An 18,093-nucleotide genomic window follows, 5' to 3' on the forward strand; every position below is an offset into this window, starting at 1 on the left:
CTCCTGAAGCGCCCATGCCGGGAATGCCCGCAGTCCTCGCCAATACCCTCGTGCCGTGGTTCGCGAAGGCCACCCGCGTCACTTCGGTTGAGACGCTGGCACCTCGACTGCGCCGCGTGCGCTTCGAGGGCGAGTCGCTCAAGGGTGTCCGCGCCGAGCCCGGCCACGAAGTGGAGTTCCGTGTCGGCCCGACGGCCTTCCGGCACGACACGCCGTCACTGGTGGACCCAGCGCGTGGAGCGCTCAAGGTCGTCGTCTTCTTCCATGCCAAGGCCCCGGAAGCAGCTGTCGTCATGCTGCGCCAGGAACTGCTCGACCGACGCGGCTTCGCGAAGCGCGACGTGCGCAGCAAGGCTTACTGGCGGGACGGCAAGCGGGGCCTCTGAGCGCAACGTGCGGAATGAAGCGAGCAGGCGGAGACTGTTGAGCGCGAGGAGGTACCGCCTGCCATGTGCGGTACGCAATCTCTCGACCTGCGCGATCGGTCCATCGCAGCCTGGCAAGAGAGTCCCCCCTTGCGGCCATTTCTCCGCGCGATGCAGCCGGTGGGCTGGCCCACTGCGGCGACACAATCGCCCAGCCCTTTTGAAGCGCGCCATGAGGCGAGCCGCCCCGAGGGCCGGGGCGCACCTCGGCAGCTCGCTGTTCGGAAATGTCGGGAGATTTCGCGGCGCAAAACCCCCGACATTTCCGAACAGCGAGCTACGGGAGTGACTCCGGCGCCCCCCCGGCGCGAGGGGCCTCCGGGGGGCGCGCGGTCCGTTCAGGATGAAATCCACCACGGAGGTGATGGCATCCGCGCGCGCCGTGCGCTCACGAGGCGTCCCCGCGCATGCACTCCTTGCGCGAACCGCTCCGTCCTGCTGTCGCTCGTCCTGCTCTGCCTGGCGTTCGCGCGGCCCACGGACGACACGTCGCGACGGTTCCGTCTCTCAGCACATCTGAGCTGCGCGCTGAGTCAGCGCAGCCGCCGGCACGCGGACGTCTTCACCGCCAGGGACACCCGCGCGCCGGGCACCACGCCCAGCTCACGCACCGACGCGGACGTGAGCCACACCACCCAGCGCACGCCCGCCACCTCCACGGTGGCCGCGTCCTCCCCCGTCGCCACGGGCTCCACATTCACCACCGTGCCCGTCATGACGTTGCGCGCGGAGACGCCCGTCAGCGGCTGGATGGACAGCAGGATGTCCGCGGCCGGCACGGCATAGGCCGCGCGCGCGCCCGGCGCCAGCGCGGGCGAGTCCGGCACCCACAACGACAACCCACCCTGCATCCGAAGCCGCAACCCGCCGTCGTCCGGACGCTCCAGGACTCCTTCGAGGATGTTCTCCTCCCCTTCCCCTTCACCGGCGAGCAGGCCTCGCGCCGCCGCGCCCAGCACCTCGGCCGCGGACCCGGCCGCGCGGACCTGCCCCTGGTCCAGCAGCAGCGCCTCCCGCGCCAGCACGCGCGCCTCGCCCAGTTGATGCGTCACGTACAGCATCGGCACCCGGGCCTCGTCGCGCACGCGCAGCAGATACGGCAGCACGCGTTCCTTCAGTGCCACGTCCAGCGCGGCGAGCGGCTCATCGAGCAACAACAACGCCGGGTCCGTGGCCAGCGCGCGCGCCAACGCCACGCGCTGCTTCTCGCCCCCGGACAGCGTGGCCGGGTAGCGGCGCAGCAGCGGCGCCAGCTCCAGAATCTCCACGGCCTCGTCCACGCGAGAGGCCCGTCCCGGCCGCACGCCAAAGCGAACGTTCTGCTCCGCCGTGAGATGCGGAAAGAGCAGCGCATCCTGGGGCACGTAGCCCATGCGGCGCTGTTCGGGCGGCACGTCGCTTCGGGCAACGCTGTCCAACAACACGCGGCCATCCAGCACCACCCGCCCCCGGGCGCCGCGCCGCAGCCCCGCGAGCACCTCCAGCAGCGACGTCTTCCCGGAGCCCGAGCGCCCCATCACCGCCACCGACGCGCCATCCAGCCGCGTGCCCACCTCCAGCGTGAAGCGCGCCAGTGGCAACCGGATGTCCAGCTCCAGGCTCACGCGCGCACCCTCCGCCCACGCCGCCGCGTCACCGCCTCGGTCGCGAACACCGCCACGAAGGCGAGCAGCGCCGCCACGCCCGCCAGCCGCAGCGCCTCCGCGTCCCGCCCCAACTGCGTGCGCTGGAAGATGGCCAGGGACAGCGTCTGCGTACGGCCTGGGATGTTGCCCGCCACCAGCACCGTGGCGCCGAACTCCCCCAGCGCGCGGGAGAACGCCAGCAGCGCGCCCACCAGCACACCGCGCCAGGCCAGCGGCAACGTCACCCGGAAGAAGGCGCGCGTGCGCGAATCGCCCAGGGTGCGCGCCACCGCAACCAGCCGCGGGTCCACCTCCTCGAAGCCCGAGCGCGCCGAGCGCACCAGCAACGGGAACGCCATCACCGCGCTCGCCAGCACCACGGCCTTGGGCGTGAAGACGACCTCCATGCCCCACGCGTCCAGCACGCGCCCCAACGGGCCGTTGCGCCCGAGCAACTCCAGCAGCACCAGCCCCACCGCCGTGGGCGGCAGCACCAGCGGCAGCGTCAGCACCGTCTCCACCACGCCCTTGCCTGGACCCTCCCACCGCGCCAGCGCGTACGCCACCGCGAGCCCTGGCGGCAGGATGAGCAGCGTGGCCAGCGTCGCCACCCAGAGTGTGAAGGACACCAACGCCGCGACGCCCTCCATCAGGGAGCCCGCGCGCTGGGAACGCCGAAGCCGTGGCGTGTGAAGACCTTCCGAGCCGCGTCCGACTGAAGGAAGCGCACGAATGCCCGCCCGGCCTCCGGCGCGGCGCCCTTCGTCAGCGCCGCCGCCGGATACACGATGCGCGGCACGTCCTGCTCAGGCACCTGGAAGGCGACGCGCACGCGCTTCGAATGTGCCGCATCCGTGGAATACACGACGCCTGCGTCCACGCGCCCCGTCTCCACCGCCGACAGCGCGGCGCGCACATTGAGCGCCGGCACGATATTCGGCGCCAGCGCCTTCCAGAGCCCCGCCTTCACCAGCCACGCCTTCGCATACACGCCCGCGGGCACCGCCTCCGGGTCCCCCAGCGACAGCCGCTTCAACCCACGCAACCCAGCGGGTGAGGACGGCGCCGACTTCGCGTCCACCGGCACCACCACCACCAGCCGGTTGGACAGCAGGTCCACGCGCGTCGAGGGCGCGACCAGGCCCGCCTTCTCCACCGCGTCCATCTGCGCCGTGTCGGCGGAGAGGAAAACGTCCGCGGGCGCTCCGGCCACGGCCTGACGTGCGAGGTCGCTCGAGGCCCCCAGGGAGAACTCCACCGCGTGGCCCGTGGCCTGGGTGAAGGCCGGCGCCAGCTCCTGGAGCGCGTCCGAGGTGCTCACGGCCGCGAACACCAGCACCGTGTCGGCCCGGGCAGACGCCCCCGACAACAGCATGGAGACGGCACAAAGCAGGAACAGATGACGCATGGCGTAGCACCTCGCATATCCGGACAACCCGCGTTGCATTGTCGTCAGGTCAGTGCCCATCTGGACAACAGATTGACCCGCCCATGCGGGGCCGCTATGGGATACTCCGTGTCACGGAAATTCCACAAAGAGGGTGAAGACGTTTCCGAGGACCTGGAGAAGCTCCAGAACCTGCTCCTCGCGCTGGGCCGGCGCAGTTCGCTCCGTGACCCCATCGCCAGCATGTGCGAGCAGCTCCAGTTTACGCCACCTCAGGTTCACGCCATCCTCTGGTTGGGTCAGGACGGCCCGCTCACCATGGGCGAGCTGGCGCGCCGGCTGGGGGTCACGGAGAAGACCGTCACGGGCGTGGTGGACCGGCTGGAGCGCCAGGGGCACCTGCTGCGCGAGCGCAGCGCCACCGACCGCCGCGTCGTGCACTGCCGCCTGACGGAGGAAGGCCAGTCGACCTGGGAGCGGCTCAACCGCGTGGTCGTCCATGGCATGCACCAGTTCCTGGGCATCCTCGACGTGGGAGACCGCAAGGCCCTCTTCCGCATCCTGGAGAAGCTGGTGAAGCGCATGAGCGCCCCGGCCACGCCCACGCCGCGTGAGCGCGCGGGCTGACAGCCGGGCCCCCGGCGAGGCCCCAGTCCCCCAGGCGGCCAGACAGGCTTCATGCCCGGGTGGTCAGCCCCCCTGCGTCGCGCGGCGGTCGCAGCTTGCGACAGGGGAGGAAGGCGATGAGGGTACACGCGCGCGGGGTGGCGGTAGGGGTGCTGCTGGGCCTGGTGGCCTGCCGGAAGGACGCGGAGGAGCCGCCTCCTTCCACGGCGACCTCCGCACCGAAGCCGACCGAGCCTCCCCCACTGCCCACCGGACGCGCCGTGGCGCTCGCCTCCGTCGCGCCCCTGGTGGCATCCGTGAGTCCGGCCGTCGTCAACGTGGAGGTGCGGCTGGGCGCGCCCACGCCTGGCGAGCCGAAGGACACGCCCTGGGGGGGTGAAGGTCCCTCGCCTTTCGGAGGCTTGCCGTTCGACGGTCTCCCTTTCGGCGACGCCCCCGAGGACCCGCTGTCTCCCTTCGAGGCCCCCTCGCCCTTCGCGCCGCCGGTGCGCGAGGGCATCGGCTCCGGCTTCATCATCGACGCCAGGGGACTGGTGCTGACCAACCACCACCTCGTGGAGGACGCGGAGGCGATTCAGGTACAGCTCGCCGACGGGCGCGACCTGGAGGCGCGCGTGCTGGGCTCGGACCCGCTCACCGACGTGGCGGTGCTCCAGCTCGAACGCCTGGACGGCGGCAAGCCCTTGCCGGTGGTGCGGCTGGGGGACTCGGATGCACTGCGTGTGGGGGACTGGGTGCTGGCCATTGGCAATCCCTTCGGCCTGACGTCCAGCACCAGCCTGGGCATCCTCGCCGCGAGGGAGCGCGACATCGCGGCGGGCCCCTTCGACGACTTCCTCCAGACGGACGCCGCCATCAACCCGGGCAACTCCGGCGGTCCGTTGTTCAACCTGAATGGCGAGGTGGTGGGCATCAACACCGCCATCGCCGGCGAGGGCTCGGGCATTGGCTTCGCGGTGCCCAGCAACCTCGTCAAATCGCTGCTGCCCCAGTTGGAGAAGAAGGGCACCGTCACCCGGGGCTGGCTGGGGCTGATGGTGCAGGACATGACGCCCGATTTGGGCGAGGCGCTGGGCGCGCCGGTGCAAGAGGGCGCGGTCGTCACCGACGTCACGGCGGAGACAGCGGCGGCCCGAGCCGGGCTTCGGCCGGACGACATCATCGTCGCCGCGGATGGGCAGCCCATCGACTCGGCGGGCGCGCTCACGCGGCTGGTGGCGCAGAAACCACCGGGCGAGGAGCTCACGCTCGCCCTCTACCGGGACGCGAAGAAGCGCGACGTGAAGGCGACGCTGGGCACGCGGCCCGACCTGGAAGGCGTCGCCGAGAAGGAGCCGGCCGTCGGCGGCTCGCAGCGCCCCGCCGAGCATCGCGTGGGGCTGAGCCTGATGGACATGGACCCGGCGCTGGCGGAGTCCCAGGAGCTGCCGCCCTCCGGCGCCTTGGTGACGGAGGTGGCCCCCGCCTCCATGGCCGAACACGCCGGCCTGCTGCCGGGCATGGTGGTGGTGGAGGCCGAGAACAAGCCCGTGCGAGGCGCGAAGGACGTGGTGACGGCGCTGCGGAAGACGAAGCCCGGCGAGTCCGTGCTGCTCCGCGTGGCCCTGCCGGGTGGCGCGCTGGAGCTGCGCGCGCTCACGGTGCCGGAGAAGTAGGCGCGCGCGCCAGCAGCACGCGGGGATGCAGCAACAGCGCGACGGCCTCGCGCACCGTCCAATAGATGCGGTCGAACGTGTCCAGGTTGCGCTCGGTCTCCAGCGCCGGACTGGTGGCCACCTCCCAGCCATACAGCCGGAAGTAGTTGCGCGCGCGCAGCAGGTGATACGGGTCCGACACCACCACCACGCGCCGAGCCCCCAGCCCGCGCAGCACCTCGGCCGTGAGCCGGGCGTTGTCGTCGGTGGAGTGACTTCCCTCCTCCAGGACACACGCCTCCGCCGGAACGCCCATCCGCGTCGCCAGCGCCAGCATGGCGCGTGCCTCGGAGGGTGGATTCACGCCCACGCCGCCGGAGAAGACGAGCCGGGGAGCCACGCCGCGGTGGTACAGCGCCACCGCGTGTTCGGTGCGCGCGCGCAGCGCCCCGGAAGGCACGCCCCCGGGCAACACGCGCGCGCCCAGCACCACCAGCACGTCCGCGGGCGCGGCCTGCTCGCGTTGACCGAAGCGGTCCACCACCCAGGCGAGGCCGAAGACGCCACACGTCAGCACGCCCGCCCCCACCATCAGGAGCCGGAAGAGGCGCGCCGTGCGCGGCGTGAGTGACGTGGGCGGCACCCTCCGCACGCTAGCCTGAAGTCGCCCCTCCGCCACCGCGCAATCCACGCCGATGCCCGGTGGCCACACACCGTCGCGCGTTGCCGCGGTGGCCAGCAAGAACTGCCGGGGTAGCGAGGATTTCCGGCGCTGGCGCGTCGCCTGAGCGCATGTCCCGAGGGGCCATGGGAAGGCCCGGGGAATGAACCGCATCTCGGCCGCGGCGCGTCGTGACCGGGCGCGTGCGCGGCATGACACGCAGGCCCGGGCGGACTGGACGTAGCCCCAGGGGTGCGCTCCAATCCCCCGGGTGATGACTCCTGAAGACGCAACGAAGGCCCTGTCGGAAGTGGAGCTGGTGCCCTGCGCGGAGATGGCGCTGATGGACGCGCGGCGGCTGGTGGACGCCTGCCTGGGCGCGGACGTGCCGGCGCTCGTGCATCGCGAGGCCTGCAGCAAGCCGGGATGCAGCCCGAAGTTCCAGGTGCTGGTGCGCCCCGAGGACGGCCCTCGCGTGGCCGCCCTGCTCCAGCAGCGGTGGATGGACAGCATCGAGCGCGAAGGCCTGGTGCCCATGGGACGCACCGCCGCTGCGGCGCCCCCCCTCTCCGAGGACGGCGAGCCGCCCTGCCCGGCCTGTGGCACCGCCGCGCCGCTGCTGGAAGGCGCCTGTAGCGACTGCGGACTCCAGCTCGATTGAGGGACGGGCGGACGCGAGCGGTTGTCACATCATCGCTTCGTCTCATGAAACATTTGCAGCACACTGTGGCCTGCAAACCCAAACGAGGGGCGTCCGCGCCCCCGCGGAGAGCGTGAATGGAAGTCAAAGGCGTCGCTTTCCTGGCCCGGCAACAGTTGATGGTGCAGACCCACGGGGAGGCGGCCTGGAAGGCGTTCCTCACCAACTTCGCGAAGAAGGAACCCTTCTTCTCCAAGCCCGTGATGCCGGTGTCGCGCATGCCGGCGGACGCGTTCCTCCGGCTCAACGACGAACTGCTGGCGCGCTTCTACAACAACAACCCGAGCGCATATTGGCAGTTCGGCGTGAAGTCCGCCGAGTACGCCCTGGGCCAGGGCCAGCTCAAGGCGATGTTCAGCCAGGGTGACTTCCGGCGCTTCCTGCTGTTCACCCCCGGCATCTGGAAGGGCTACTTCACCGAGGGCGACCTCAACGTGCTCCCCGGTCAGGGCCACACCGACCTGCACATCACCCACGTTCCCCGGCCACACCCCTACTTCGAGCTGTCCGTCATGGGCTTCGCCTCCGGCGGACTGGCGTACCTGGGCGCGCAGAACCTCGAGCACCAGGTGCTCAAGGGCTTCACGCGCAACGACAACGAAGTGCTGTACCGCTTCAACGTCGGCTGATGCCCGCGCTGGCCCGCGCCTCGTTCAAGGCGCGGTGCCAGTGGCCGCGCGCTCGGCAACCAGGGGCGCGGCTTCCGGCTTCAGCCGCAGGTCCGCCACCACGGGGTAGTGGTCGGACACGTCCACGCGCAGCACCCGGCTGGCCACGGACGTGAAGGCATCACACGCCAGCACGTAGTCGATGCGCAGCGTGGGCAGGAAGAGCGGCAGCGGATACGTGCCCCCCGTGCCCCCCGTCGCCGCGGCGACGTCATGCAGGGCCCGCCGCAGCAGCCGCGTGGAGCGTGAGTCCGGTCCGTCGTTGAGGTCCCCCAGCAACACCTTGGGCCGCGAATCCTGCGCCATCAGCCGCGCCACGTAGGCGCTCTGCCGCACGCGGGTGTCGCTGTTGAAGGGCTGGCGGATGAGGTGCGTGAGGTAGACGCTCACCTCGCGCCCATCCACCTCCACCACCGCATGCGCCACGGTGCGAGGCTCCGCGCCGCGCGGCCCCGGCAGCGGATACTGCGCCAGTGCCTCCAGCGGGAAGCGCGACAGCACGGCGATGCCGTAGGCCCCGCCGAACAAATCCGTGGTGCGGAAGTGGGCGCGGTACTTCAGGCCGGTGAGGCGCGACAGCTCCTCCGCCTGGTCCAGGCCGCGCGCGCGGGTGGACCCCACGTCCACCTCCTGCAAGGCGACGACGTCCGGCACCGCGGCGCGAATCACGTGCGCCACGCGCTCCAACCCGCGGGCGCCGGATTGGATGTTGAAGGTCATCACCCGCAGCTCTCCCGGGGCGCGCCGCACGGCGGCGACGGACTCGGTGGAGGCGAGGTAGCCAGGGCCGGTCGCACACGCGAGCGGCCCCATCAGGAACAAGAGGGGGAGGAGGCGGCGAACGCTCATGGGCGGAAGGGGCGCGATGTTAGGCCCCCTCCGCGAACCTGTCTCCCTGCCCCCCAGGCCCGTCCGGAAGGCAGCCGGCCTGGCGGGCCATCAGTAAGCAGGCTGGCAAGGCCGTGTCCGCCCTCCACCGGGGGGGCCCGACCCAGGAGCCGACCTGCGTCCGGTCCAGGCCGCCCTTCCCCCTGCTCCATCCCACGCCCAACCTGTTTCTTCATGAAAACGACACTGGCATCCGATTCGTCTGGCCGGTCCCGCTGGCGCTCGTGGGCGCTGATGGCCATTCCCGCCGCCCTGCTGCCCGTGGGACTCCTGCGCTACCGCGCCCGGCGCCGGTCACGCCGCCCGGCGCCCCTGCGCAGCGCCGTGGGCCTGGGGCTGGTGTCCGTGGCCATCCTGCGGCTGGCGGGCAACTCCCGGCGGAAGGTTCGACGGGTGCCGTCCTTCTCCGCCTTCCTGCCCGACGAGTTCACCGCCTCGGTGGCCTCCGGTCACTGACGGCGCTGTCGCGCACGGAGGCCTCCTTTCAACGAGGCCTAGCGGCGGCGGCGCAGGCGGGTGCCGAGCAGCACCAGGGCCGCGCCCAGCAACGGGATGCCGCCCGCGGCGGCGCAGCCACCGCCGTCATCACCACCACCACCGTCGCCGCCGCCAGTCGCCACGTTGACGTTGAGCGTGGTGGCCGCGGAGGCGTCTCCCTGATCGGTGCCGTTCTCGTTCACCGAGTTGCCCGCGCCGTACAGGGTGACGGTGCCGGGAGTGGACGGCGCCACCAGGGTGAAGTCGAAGCGGGCCTCTCCGCCGGAGAACGCCTGGATGTTCTTGTGGGTGACTTCCCCGCTCAGCTTGTACGAACCCGTGCCCGGGTTGAGCGTGCCGCCGTTGTCGCTCACCGCCACGTTGTAGCCCGCGCCGGCGGCCGGACCGCCCCGGACGACGAGCGTGTAGTTGCCGGTGGCGCCCGGCGCCAGCGTGGTGGGCCCTTCGATGGTCACCGTGGGTGCGCTGCCGCCGGTGTGGCACTCTGCACAGGTGAGGCTCGAGCCCTGCTTACCGCTTCGGCCACTGATGCCCATGGAATTGGCGAACGCGGAACCGGAGACAAGGCACGCCGACACAACGCCGGCAACTCCGAGTGATGCAAGGTACGACCGCATGAAGCCTCCAAAAAGGAACGACGGGAAGGAGGCTCTCTACATAGCGCGACCCTCCCACCCTTCACAGCCACCCTAACGGCCGCTACTGCGCAGCAATACCGCACAGGCCTCGTCACGAAGTTGAGACAAGGTGAAGCGCGTTCCCACACCGGAGTGCTCCAGTCCGGCCCCCAGGGAAAGCACCCCGTGCGCCATGGTCCAGGCCAGGTTGGCCAGCCGACGCGGCTGGAGCCCTGGGGCCAGCCGGCCCGCGCGCGCATCCGCCTGGAGCCGCGCCTCCAGCACGTCATTCAGATGTCCACTCAGCGCCAGCACCCGCGATTGGTGCGCCTCGGATTGCCGCCCCGTCAACTGCGGCCACAGATAGACGACGCGAAAGCCGTCCAGGTCCTCGGCGTACAAATCCACCCGGGCACGAACCAGCGCGGCCAGGGCCTCCACGCCGCTGGCCGCGGCCGTCACCGCCGCCTCCAGCACCTTCACCTCGCGCTCCAGACCCTCCACCGCCAGCGCCCCCACGAGGTCCTCCTTGGAGCGGAAGTAGTAGAACAGGGAAGGCTTGCTCAGGTCCGCCTCCGCCGCGACGGCCTCCAGGGTCAGTCCCAACACCCCGCCCCGGACCAGCACCGCCCGCGCGGCGACGAGGATGGCCTGGCGGCGCCCCTCCTGACGCCGCGCCTTGCGTGCCTCGCGCTCGGAGGGCTCTGCGGTGGGAGCCGGTGCGGGGGTGGACGCGGCTGGTGACACGGCGCCGCGACGGCGGCCCGGCGCGGTCTTGCGGCCACCGCCGCTAGAACCGGGCGAAGGCATTCCGCACCGCCTCCCGGCCGCCCTGCTCCACCACGTCACCGTGGCACACCACCACGCGCTCCACGTCCCAGGCCTGGGCCCGCGCCAGGGACGCGCGCACGGCCTCCCGGTCCTTGATGACGGAGCGGACCAGCATGGACGGCGCCAGCCGCTGCCACGCGCCGCTCAGCTTCAGGTACATGCGGGTGAACCACGAACCCGTCCGGTGCACGTTGAACGCCAGGTCGGTGACGAACAGCGTCTGGCTGGGGCGGTGGAAGAAGAGCAGCTCGTCCACCTTGGGCATCCCCTGGACGAGCACCTGGTCCAGGACGCCGGCCCAGCTGGCCTCGGCCGTGTCACCCAGCTCCAGGTCGATGCGCAGGTCCGGCCGCTTGCGCCGCAGCGCCGCGGGCGCGGCCACCTTCGCGTCGGGATAGGCCGCCGCCCAGTCCTGCACGTACAGGTGGTGCATCAGGTTGGGCGCCACCAGGAAGCGCACCGGCCCGAGCGCATCCACCGCCGCCCGCGCCTCCGGACTGAAGCGGACGGGCGAGTGGAGCCACAGCCCCCCATCCGGCAGGCGGACGGCCGTCATCCGGCCCCCCAAGTCCATTCCCCCGATGCGGAACTCCACCGCGAGCACGTGCACGTCGTCGGCCACCTGGCGAAACATGACTGCCTCCTGGATGCAGATTCAACCGGCGCTCATTATTCTGACCGTTGGTCGAAAAATGCAATCCCGTCCAGGAAGGAACCCAGCGCCCGTCCGGGCGACGGGGCCGTTGATTTCCGGGTGGGCCCGGCGTAGGCAACCGTCCTCTTTCCACGACTTTTGAAGGGTGCTCCGCACATGGCCGAGAAGCTCACGCCCCGCGAGAAGGGCTTTTCCGAGTGGTACGTCGACCTGGTCCAGAAGGCGAAGCTCGCCGACTACTCGGACGTGAAGGGCTGCATGGTCATCCGGCCCAATGGCTATGCGCTGTGGGAGAACATGCAGCGCGTCCTGGACAAGAAGTTCAAGGACCTGGGCCACAAGAACGCCTACTTCCCGCTGCTCATCCCCGAGAGCTACCTGAAGAAGGAAGCCGAGCACGTCGAGGGCTTCAACCCGCAGCTGGCCGTCGTCACCCACGCGGGTGGGTCCAAGCTGGAGGAGCCCTACGTCATCCGGCCCACCAGTGAGACCATCATCAACCGCAGCTTCGCCAAGTGGATCCAGAGCTACCGGGACCTCCCGCTGCTGCTGAACCAGTGGGCGAACGTGATGCGCTGGGAGATGCGCACGCGCCTGTTCCTGCGCACCACCGAGTTCCTCTGGCAGGAAGGCCACACCTGTCATGAGACGGAGGAGGACGCGGAGAAGGAGACCCGGCAGATGCTGGAGGTCTACCGGACCTTCGCCGAGGACTACATGGCGATGCCGGTGCTGACCGGCCAGAAGTCGGAGTCCGAGCGCTTCGCCGGCGCGCTGCGCACCTACAGCATCGAAGCGATGATGCAGGACAAGAAGGCGCTCCAGGCGGGCACCAGCCACAACCTGGGACAGAACTTCGCCAAGGCCTTCGACACCCAGTTCCAGGGCCGCGACGGCAAGATGCACCACGTGTGGCAGACGTCCTGGGGCGTGTCCACGCGCCTCATCGGCGGCCTCATCATGACCCACTCGGATGACGCCGGCCTCATCGTCCCGCCGAAGCTGGCGGCCACGCACGTGGTCATCATCCCCATCTTCGGCAAGGCCTCCGACGCGGAGAAGGCGCAGGTGCTGGAGAAGACGAACGCGCTGGCCGCGGACCTGCGCAAGGCCGGCCTGGGCGTGGTGCTGGACGACGACGACACCAAGAGCCCGGGCTTCAAGTACAACGAGCACGAGCTCATCGGCACGTGTCTGCGCATCGAACTGGGCCCCAAGGACCTGGCCAAGAACTCCTGCGTCATGGTCCGCCGTGACGTGCGCCAGAAGGAGTTCGTGTCGCTGGACGAGGCCGTGTCCAAGGCGCAGGTCATGCTGGACGCGATGCAGAAGGACCTGTTCACCAAGGCGAAGTCCTTCCGCGACTCGCACACCTTCGAGGTCAACTCCTACGAGGAGCTGAAGGAGAAGGCGGACCAGGGCTTCCTGCTGGCGCACTGGAACCTGGACCCCAAGGTGGAGGCGCGCATCAAGGAGGAGACGGGCCTGACGACGCGCTGCCGTCCCTTCGACCTCAAGCAGGAGCCGGGCAAGTGCGTCGTCACCGGCGAGCCTTCGCCGGGCCGCATCGTCTTCTCCAAGGCGTACTGAGTCCCCGTCACGTCAGGGCCGGCGGCAGGGCACGACATCGCCCGCCGCCGGCTCGAACCGGAAGGCGCCCCCGCAGCGCGCCTGGTGGCACCGGTCACGAGCAGGGCGACACCCACCGGCTCCGATGCTGAAGGGAATCGAAGGACTGTGTCTCGCTCATGAGGTCAGGAGCCGTGAGCCATGCGCCTGTTCACCGCCGTCACCCTGGGGCCCGCCATCGAAGCGCGCACCACCGAGGAGTTGCACCGGCTGCGCCCCCTGGCCCCCCAGGCCCGCTGGGTGAAGTTGGAGGGCCTCCATCTCACGCTCGTGTTCCTGGGGGACGTGGATGACGCACGCCTGCCCGCCATCCGCGATGCCCTGACGCCGATTGGAGCTCGGCACTCCCCCTTCGTCCTGTCTGTCGTCGGTGGCGGCGCTTTTGGCGCGCCCGCCCACCCACGCGTGCTCTGGGCGGATGTGTGCGGCGCCACGGACGCGCTGAAGGCCTTGCAGGCGGATACCGCCCAGGTGCTCCGGCCGCTCGGCTTCGAGCCCGAGCATCGCGAGTACACCGCGCACCTCACGCTGGCCCGCGCGAAGCACCCGCGCGGAGACGCCGCCCTCCTCGCATGTGTCCAGGCGCTGAAGGACACGTCACTGGGCGAGGGGCGTGTGGACCACCTGGTGCTTTTCGAGAGCAAGGGCGGCCATTACCTGCCCCGACTGGAGGTGCCCCTCACCCGCACGCTGGGGTAGCGGCCCCCTCGTGACGGCTGGCATCCCGGCTGCACTCTCCGCACGCCGGAAGCAGCCAAGCACCTGAAAGGACTCGTCAATGCGGTGGATGGTCATGCTGATGGTGTGGTTCGGCGCACACAACGCGGTCGCGGCGCCACAGGAGGGACTGGAGGCCCGGTTGCAGACGGGAGACATCGTCCTGCACACCTCGCGCTCCTCGCAGTCACAGGCCATCCAGAAGGCCACGCAGAGCCCCCTGTCCCATGTGGGCATGGTGGAGGTGACCGACCAGGGCGCGTGGGTCGTGGAGGCCGTGCAGCCGGTGCAGCGAATCCGGTTCTCGAAGTGGAAGGCCCGGGGCGAGAAGGGCGGCATCCTCGTCCTACGCCCTCGGGAACTGAGCGATGCGCAGCGCCAGCAGGCGGTGGCGGCGGCCAAGGCGCACCTGGGCAAGCCGTATGACTGGCACTTCGGCTGGGGGGATGACGCGATGTACTGCTCGGAGCTGGTGCGCAAGGCCTACGCCCAGGGTGCAGGCGTAGAGTATGGGAAAATGGAACGGCTGGACTCGCTCCGTGTGAAGGGCCTGGAGCAGCAGCTCCGCGAACGTTACGGGAAGCGGGTTCCCCTGGATTTGGAGCTGGTGACGCCCGCCAGCATCGCCGCGGATGCACGCCTGGAAGTGGTCCACTCCGACTTCCCGTCCGCGAGGTAGGTGCGGATTCGCGAGGATGCAGCGGCGGGGCACGGACGCGATAGAGTGTCCGCATGCGACGCGTTCTGGTGCTCCTCCCTCTCCTCGCGCTGGCCGGCTGTAAAAAGGACGAAAGCCCTGGCGCTGCCAAAGTCACGGTGGACTACTCGGGCTTTCTGCCCGGCTGCGTGCAGGTGAACGCACGCGACGAGGGCAGCGGCAAGGAGCTCTCCACCACCGTTGCCGGCAAGGGCGGGCCCACCGGAGGCTCACTGACGGTCGCGGTGATTGCGCCCGGCGGCTGGGGCTCGACCATCCAGGTGGAGGCGCGCGCCTTCGAGCAGACCTGTGACGCCGCGAGCCCCGTGGTGACGCGGTCCACGTCCGTGACGCTGACGCCAGGAACCCCCGTCCCGGTGGCCCTGTCCCTCCAGGCGACGGATGCGGACGGCGACGGGTACGTCTCCGTGCTCACGGGCGGCACGGACTGCCAAGACGCCAACCCGGACATCCACCCGGGAGCGACGGAGCGCTGCAACGACGTCGACGACAACTGCAACGGGCAGTCGGACACGGTGGAGCTGCGCCTGGGCCAGAGCTGCACGGAGGGCGAAGGTTGTGAGGGCGTCCGTGCCTGCGATGGGAACGGCGAGGTCATCTGCAACATGCCGCTGGCCGCGTATGCCTACCCTGACGTGGACCAGGACGGACACGGCGACCGGAACGCCGCTCGCGTCGCCTTCTGCGCCGGTATCCCGCAGGGCTATGTCACGGGTCCCGCGGACGACTGCAACGACAACAACGCCAGCATCCGGCCAGGTGCGACGGAGCTCTGCAACGGCGTCGACGACAACTGCAACGACCAGATTGACGAGACGTTCACCGACCTCGGCACGGCGTGCACCGCAGCCGCCCAGTGCGCCGGCGTCTACGTCTGCGACGCCTCGGGCATCGCCACCACCTGCCAGGCCACGACGACGCCCAACGACTGGTTCCTGGACGGCGACGGAGACACCTTTGGTGATGGCACGGCCGTGTCGTCCTGCGTCTCGCCTGGCGCGGGCTACGTCCAGGCTGGTGGTGACTGCAACGACGGCAACCCGTTCACCTACCCTGGCGCGCCGGAGCTGTGCGACGGCCTGGACAACAACTGCGACGGGAATGTCGAAGGCCCCGAGGTCTGCCCGAGCGGCGGTGCCAGTTGGGCAGCCCGCACCGTGGGCGCGAGCGATCAGGAGTGGCGCTCTATCTTCACGGAAGTTCCAGGCGACGTGACTGTCTCAGGGAACCAGGGAGGGACCGCGATACTCACGCCGTCCTCATCCACGTTCCAGACCAACGCGACCAACTGCGGCGACAGCACCAGGGGCTGGAACGCCGTCTGGGCGGACATGGCCAACCAGGGCCGCCTCTACCTCGGCTCGTCGGGAGGAAGCCTCACCTTCCTGGACAGGAGTCAGAATGCCTGCACCCAGACGCATGACATGACCCGATGGATCCGAGGGCTCGTCGGCTTCCGCCGCGAAGGGACCCTTGAGATTCATGGGGTCACTGAGAACTCCGGCTCAGCGAACCAAGGCCTGACTTTCACGTGGACCGGAGAGGCCGGGCCGAATGAGCTGAAATTCGGAACCACCACTGTCGGGCCGCTCTTCGACCTCCACGGGCGTTCCCGGTCATTGCTGTTCGCGGTCGGCGGCTTCGATGGCGGGTCCAGCAGACCTCGAATCTACCGTTTCAACACCAACACCAGTCAGTGGCAGTCGGAGAACGTGGAGACCACAATCTCAGGCCTGGGCCGACTTCGCGGCGTCTGGGTGGTGAACGACAAGCTCGCCTTCGCCGTCGGTGACCATACGGGCGGGAAGAACACCGTCCTCCAGTGGGACGGAAGCACCTGGAGCCGGATGCCCTTCCCCACCACGCACAACGAGATACTGACCTCCGTCATCGCCTTTGGTTCGAAGTCGGTCTACGTGACCGCGCAGAACGGCCGCATCTACCGGTATGACGGCACGGGGTGGCAGATCGCCTTCGAGAACACGAACCTGCGCTTCAACGACATCGCCGGCACCAGTCCCGCGGACCTCTGGGTCGCGGGCAACGCGGGCCAGATTCTCCACTGGCCCCAGTAAACCGGCTCACGTCACCCGCCGCGCCACCACGAAGCGGCGGGTGAACGGGAACGGCGTCCCATACGGCTGCGCGGGATAGGACTCGCGCAGCAACGGGCGCAGCGTCTCCACGAAGGCGCGCGCCTCCTCCCCCTTGAGCGCCGCGAGCACGGGCCGCAGCGTCGTCCCCAGCAGCCACTCCAGCACCGCGTCCTCGCCCGGGAGCACGTGCAGGTACGTCGTCTCCCAGGCCTCCACCGTCAGCCCCAGGGCGAAGAGCCAGGACGCGTACACAGGCAGGGACTCCACCGGTCTGCGCCGCACGGGCGCCAGGACAGAAGCGAAGCGCGGCAAGGCCCGCACCTCGTCGACACGCCGGTGCGAAGGCGCGTCGAAGTTGGCTGGTACCTGGAAGGCCAGCACCCCGCCGGGCGCCAGCTTCGCCACCAACCGCCCGAGCAACACCTCGTGGTCCGGCAACCAGTGCAGCGCTGCGTTGGACACGAGCACGTCCAGCGGCGCGGGAGGCTCCCAGTCCGCGAGGTCCGCCACCTCGAAGCGCACCGAGCCCACGGACGCACCGCGACGGGCCGCCTCAATCATCTCCGAGGACGCATCCACACCGGACACCTGGGCGGACGGCCAGCGCTCGGCCAACACGCGCGTGAGGTCCCCGGTGCCACACCCCAGGTCCGCGACCTGGGAGGGTGACGCCGCGTCCACCCGCGACAGCAAATCGAAGAAGGGACGCTTCCGCTCGTCGCGAAAGCGTGAGTACTGCGCCGGGTCCCACATGGCGGCCTCCTGTCACGGGAGAGCCTAACGCCCAGGGTCCTTCAGCGCGGCATCGCGGGACACGCTCCCAGGAAGGAAGCGTGTCCCCGGGACAACGGTCTTACTTGGCGCGGCGGCGACGGGCGCCCGCGTCCGGCGCGCTTCCGGCGTCCTCGCCACCCTCCACGGCGGCTCCGGTGCCGTCGGCCGCATCGGCCGTCCCGGCGTCCGTGCCCGCGTCGGGCTCCGGGAGCTCAATCTTCGGCGGCGGGTTCACCAGCGTGAGCGAGGTGAGGAACTCGTCCGCGCCCGGCGCGCCGATGCCCGCGTTGTAGACGGTGATGAGGTTGTAGACGCGCGGCCCCACCAGGAAGCTGCGGCCCTTCACCTCGCCGCTGGGCGACGCCAGCATGTACGCCTTGCCCGGGTAGCCATCCAGGGTGATGTCCTCGGAGCTCTTCAGCTCGCCACCCACCTGACCGGCGATGCCCTGGATGCCGCCGTTGATGAGCGCCTCGGCGGGCACCGTGGCGACGAACGCCTCCGGGTAGTCCACCGCGTTGACGATGTAGCTGACACCGCCCTCATTGGCCGCGTACGTGACGAGCGTGGCCTTGTCCGTCCGCTTCGGCAGGGCGGCCTCGCTGCGCTGCGCCTGCGGCGGGGGCCCCGGCAGCTTCACGGTGAAGCCCTCGGGAGCCTCCAGGACGTTGAACGCGACGGCGGGGGTCTCCTCTCCACCCTCGTTGGCGACCTCCTCGATGGTCGAGGTGGCTTCCCGGTTATCGGGCTTCTGCTGACCGGCGCACGCGGCGGCAATCAGCGACAGGGTGGCGAGGCTGGCGACAAGGCGGGACAACGGGGACATGGGCACACTTCCTGAGTGTGGTTGAACGCAGTGCGTCGACGGACGCTAGACGAACTTCCTGGTTGCTGACTACCCGACTTTGGGAGGGGAGCCAGTTTCATTGCGCGCCGGACTCTA

Annotated in this window: 20 protein-coding genes; 10 read left to right on the forward strand and 10 right to left on the reverse strand. The window is 70.0% G+C overall.

Going from position 1 to position 18,093, the window contains the following annotated elements; all coding sequences use genetic code 11:
• Positions 1 to 23: 23 nt before the first annotated feature.
• Positions 24 to 386: a hypothetical protein gene (locus tag FMP39_RS21635; protein ID WP_153904240.1), complete on the forward strand. Its 363-nt coding sequence runs from the start codon at positions 24 to 26 to the stop codon at positions 384 to 386.
• A 572-nt stretch (positions 387 to 958) separates the two neighbouring features.
• Here FMP39_RS21635 and modC read toward each other — a convergent pair.
• Genes modC through modA form a run of 3 tightly spaced genes read right to left on the reverse strand, consistent with a single transcriptional unit; the run spans position 959 to position 3,458 of the window.
• Positions 959 to 2,029: a molybdenum ABC transporter ATP-binding protein gene (modC, locus tag FMP39_RS21640; protein ID WP_141592186.1), complete on the reverse strand. Its 1,071-nt coding sequence runs from the start codon at positions 2,027 to 2,029 to the stop codon at positions 959 to 961.
• Positions 2,026 to 2,679 carry a molybdate ABC transporter permease subunit gene (gene modB / locus FMP39_RS21645; protein ID WP_228558199.1) on the reverse strand — a complete coding sequence of 218 codons (654 nt, stop codon included), beginning with the start codon at positions 2,677 to 2,679 and terminating at the stop codon, positions 2,026 to 2,028. The genes modC and modB overlap by 4 nt, the downstream gene beginning before the upstream one ends.
• A 20-nt stretch (positions 2,680 to 2,699) precedes the next feature.
• Positions 2,700 to 3,458, reverse strand: a complete 759-nt coding sequence (gene modA / locus FMP39_RS21650; RefSeq protein WP_141592188.1) for a molybdate ABC transporter substrate-binding protein — start codon at positions 3,456 to 3,458, stop codon at positions 2,700 to 2,702.
• Positions 3,459 to 3,554: 96 nt separating this feature from the next.
• Here modA and FMP39_RS21655 point away from each other — a divergent pair, with 96 nt between their 5' ends.
• Together FMP39_RS21655 and FMP39_RS21660 are read left to right on the forward strand one after the other, a co-directional pair.
• Complete coding sequence (locus FMP39_RS21655; RefSeq protein ID WP_141592189.1) at positions 3,555 to 4,064, forward strand: MarR family winged helix-turn-helix transcriptional regulator; 510 nt, start codon at positions 3,555 to 3,557, stop codon at positions 4,062 to 4,064.
• A gap of 116 nt (positions 4,065 to 4,180) precedes the next feature.
• Positions 4,181 to 5,719 carry a trypsin-like peptidase domain-containing protein gene (locus FMP39_RS21660; protein WP_228558200.1) on the forward strand — a complete coding sequence of 513 codons (1,539 nt, stop codon included), beginning with the start codon at positions 4,181 to 4,183 and terminating at the stop codon, positions 5,717 to 5,719.
• Here FMP39_RS21660 and FMP39_RS21665 read toward each other — a convergent pair.
• Positions 5,700 to 6,341 carry a YdcF family protein gene (locus FMP39_RS21665; RefSeq protein WP_194858507.1) on the reverse strand — a complete coding sequence of 214 codons (642 nt, stop codon included), beginning with the start codon at positions 6,339 to 6,341 and terminating at the stop codon, positions 5,700 to 5,702. The two genes, FMP39_RS21660 and FMP39_RS21665, sit on opposite strands and share 20 nt — an antisense overlap.
• Before the next feature lie 292 nt (positions 6,342 to 6,633).
• Between FMP39_RS21665 and FMP39_RS21670 the strand changes: the two genes are divergently transcribed.
• Together FMP39_RS21670 and FMP39_RS21675 are read left to right on the forward strand one after the other, a co-directional pair.
• Positions 6,634 to 7,020 (forward strand): hypothetical protein, encoded by a 387-nt coding sequence (locus FMP39_RS21670; RefSeq protein ID WP_194858508.1) that lies wholly within the window; start codon positions 6,634 to 6,636, stop codon positions 7,018 to 7,020.
• A 116-nt stretch (positions 7,021 to 7,136) separates the two neighbouring features.
• Positions 7,137 to 7,688: a hypothetical protein gene (locus FMP39_RS21675; RefSeq protein WP_141592192.1), complete on the forward strand. Its 552-nt coding sequence runs from the start codon at positions 7,137 to 7,139 to the stop codon at positions 7,686 to 7,688.
• 24 nt (positions 7,689 to 7,712) lie between these two features.
• On the opposite strand, the gene FMP39_RS21680 is transcribed toward FMP39_RS21675, so the two are convergent.
• Complete coding sequence (locus tag FMP39_RS21680) at positions 7,713 to 8,576, reverse strand: endonuclease/exonuclease/phosphatase family protein (RefSeq protein ID WP_141592193.1); 864 nt, start codon at positions 8,574 to 8,576, stop codon at positions 7,713 to 7,715.
• Between the two features lie 213 nt (positions 8,577 to 8,789).
• On the opposite strand from FMP39_RS21680, the gene FMP39_RS21685 reads away from it, so the two are divergent.
• Entirely contained in the window at positions 8,790 to 9,071 is a 282-nt protein-coding gene (locus tag FMP39_RS21685) for a hypothetical protein (RefSeq protein ID WP_228558201.1), read from the forward strand.
• Between the two features lie 38 nt (positions 9,072 to 9,109).
• Here FMP39_RS21685 and FMP39_RS21690 read toward each other — a convergent pair whose 3' ends face one another.
• The 3 genes from FMP39_RS21690 to FMP39_RS21700 all read right to left on the reverse strand — a co-directional run bounded on the left by FMP39_RS21690 (position 9,110) and on the right by FMP39_RS21700 (position 11,195).
• Positions 9,110 to 9,730, reverse strand: a complete 621-nt coding sequence (locus FMP39_RS21690) for an MXAN_6652 family MXYO-CTERM-anchored protein (RefSeq protein WP_141592195.1) — start codon at positions 9,728 to 9,730, stop codon at positions 9,110 to 9,112.
• A gap of 72 nt (positions 9,731 to 9,802) precedes the next feature.
• Entirely contained in the window at positions 9,803 to 10,540 is a 738-nt protein-coding gene (locus FMP39_RS38485; RefSeq protein ID WP_141592196.1) for a TetR/AcrR family transcriptional regulator, read from the reverse strand.
• Positions 10,521 to 11,195, reverse strand: coding sequence for a DUF4336 domain-containing protein (locus FMP39_RS21700; RefSeq protein WP_090488104.1), 675 nt, complete (start codon positions 11,193 to 11,195; stop codon positions 10,521 to 10,523). Before FMP39_RS21700 ends, FMP39_RS38485 begins: the two co-directional genes overlap by 20 nt.
• 159 nt (positions 11,196 to 11,354) lie before the next feature.
• Between FMP39_RS21700 and proS the strand changes: the two genes are divergently transcribed.
• From proS to FMP39_RS21720, 4 genes are all read left to right on the forward strand, one after another.
• Positions 11,355 to 12,806 (forward strand): proline--tRNA ligase, encoded by a 1,452-nt coding sequence (gene proS, locus FMP39_RS21705; protein ID WP_228558203.1) that lies wholly within the window; start codon positions 11,355 to 11,357, stop codon positions 12,804 to 12,806.
• Between the two features lie 180 nt (positions 12,807 to 12,986).
• Positions 12,987 to 13,544, forward strand: a complete 558-nt coding sequence (gene thpR, locus FMP39_RS21710) for an RNA 2',3'-cyclic phosphodiesterase (protein WP_141592198.1) — start codon at positions 12,987 to 12,989, stop codon at positions 13,542 to 13,544.
• 79 nt (positions 13,545 to 13,623) lie between these two features.
• Complete coding sequence (locus FMP39_RS21715; RefSeq protein ID WP_141592199.1) at positions 13,624 to 14,241, forward strand: YiiX family permuted papain-like enzyme; 618 nt, start codon at positions 13,624 to 13,626, stop codon at positions 14,239 to 14,241.
• Between the two features lie 53 nt (positions 14,242 to 14,294).
• Positions 14,295 to 16,355 (forward strand): putative metal-binding motif-containing protein, encoded by a 2,061-nt coding sequence (locus FMP39_RS21720; RefSeq protein ID WP_141592200.1) that lies wholly within the window; start codon positions 14,295 to 14,297, stop codon positions 16,353 to 16,355.
• Positions 16,356 to 16,361: 6 nt separating this feature from the next.
• On the opposite strand, the gene FMP39_RS21725 is transcribed toward FMP39_RS21720, so the two are convergent.
• Both FMP39_RS21725 and FMP39_RS21730 read right to left on the reverse strand, forming a co-directional pair.
• Positions 16,362 to 17,129, reverse strand: a complete 768-nt coding sequence (locus FMP39_RS21725) for a methyltransferase domain-containing protein (RefSeq protein WP_141592201.1) — start codon at positions 17,127 to 17,129, stop codon at positions 16,362 to 16,364.
• Between the two features lie 100 nt (positions 17,130 to 17,229).
• Entirely contained in the window at positions 17,230 to 17,976 is a 747-nt protein-coding gene (locus FMP39_RS21730) for a hypothetical protein (protein WP_228558204.1), read from the reverse strand.
• Positions 17,977 to 18,093 lie beyond the last annotated feature (117 nt).

Source organism: Myxococcus sp. AB056, from assembly GCF_006547365.1.
Classification (GTDB): domain Bacteria; phylum Myxococcota; class Myxococcia; order Myxococcales; family Myxococcaceae; genus Myxococcus; species Myxococcus virescens.

Coding starts and splice junctions, on each gene's coding strand:
- FMP39_RS21660 (WP_228558200.1), top strand. CDS start 4,181: ATGAGGGTACACGCGCGCGGGGTGGCGGTAGGGGTGCTGCTGGGCCTG.
- FMP39_RS21715 (WP_141592199.1), top strand. CDS start 13,624: ATGCGGTGGATGGTCATGCTGATGGTGTGGTTCGGCGCACACAACGCG.
- FMP39_RS21655 (WP_141592189.1), top strand. CDS start 3,555: ATGGGATACTCCGTGTCACGGAAATTCCACAAAGAGGGTGAAGACGTT.
- FMP39_RS21680 (WP_141592193.1), bottom strand. CDS start 8,576: ATGAGCGTTCGCCGCCTCCTCCCCCTCTTGTTCCTGATGGGGCCGCTC.
- FMP39_RS38485 (WP_141592196.1), bottom strand. CDS start 10,540: ATGCCTTCGCCCGGTTCTAGCGGCGGTGGCCGCAAGACCGCGCCGGGC.
- FMP39_RS21725 (WP_141592201.1), bottom strand. CDS start 17,129: ATGTGGGACCCGGCGCAGTACTCACGCTTTCGCGACGAGCGGAAGCGT.
- FMP39_RS21685 (WP_228558201.1), top strand. CDS start 8,790: ATGAAAACGACACTGGCATCCGATTCGTCTGGCCGGTCCCGCTGGCGC.
- modA (WP_141592188.1), bottom strand. CDS start 3,458: ATGCGTCATCTGTTCCTGCTTTGTGCCGTCTCCATGCTGTTGTCGGGG.
- FMP39_RS21700 (WP_090488104.1), bottom strand. CDS start 11,195: ATGTTTCGCCAGGTGGCCGACGACGTGCACGTGCTCGCGGTGGAGTTC.
- FMP39_RS21730 (WP_228558204.1), bottom strand. CDS start 17,976: ATGTCCCCGTTGTCCCGCCTTGTCGCCAGCCTCGCCACCCTGTCGCTG.
- thpR (WP_141592198.1), top strand. CDS start 12,987: ATGCGCCTGTTCACCGCCGTCACCCTGGGGCCCGCCATCGAAGCGCGC.
- FMP39_RS21690 (WP_141592195.1), bottom strand. CDS start 9,730: ATGCGGTCGTACCTTGCATCACTCGGAGTTGCCGGCGTTGTGTCGGCG.
- FMP39_RS21670 (WP_194858508.1), top strand. CDS start 6,634: ATGACTCCTGAAGACGCAACGAAGGCCCTGTCGGAAGTGGAGCTGGTG.
- FMP39_RS21720 (WP_141592200.1), top strand. CDS start 14,295: ATGCGACGCGTTCTGGTGCTCCTCCCTCTCCTCGCGCTGGCCGGCTGT.
- FMP39_RS21675 (WP_141592192.1), top strand. CDS start 7,137: ATGGAAGTCAAAGGCGTCGCTTTCCTGGCCCGGCAACAGTTGATGGTG.
- FMP39_RS21635 (WP_153904240.1), top strand. CDS start 24: ATGCCCGCAGTCCTCGCCAATACCCTCGTGCCGTGGTTCGCGAAGGCC.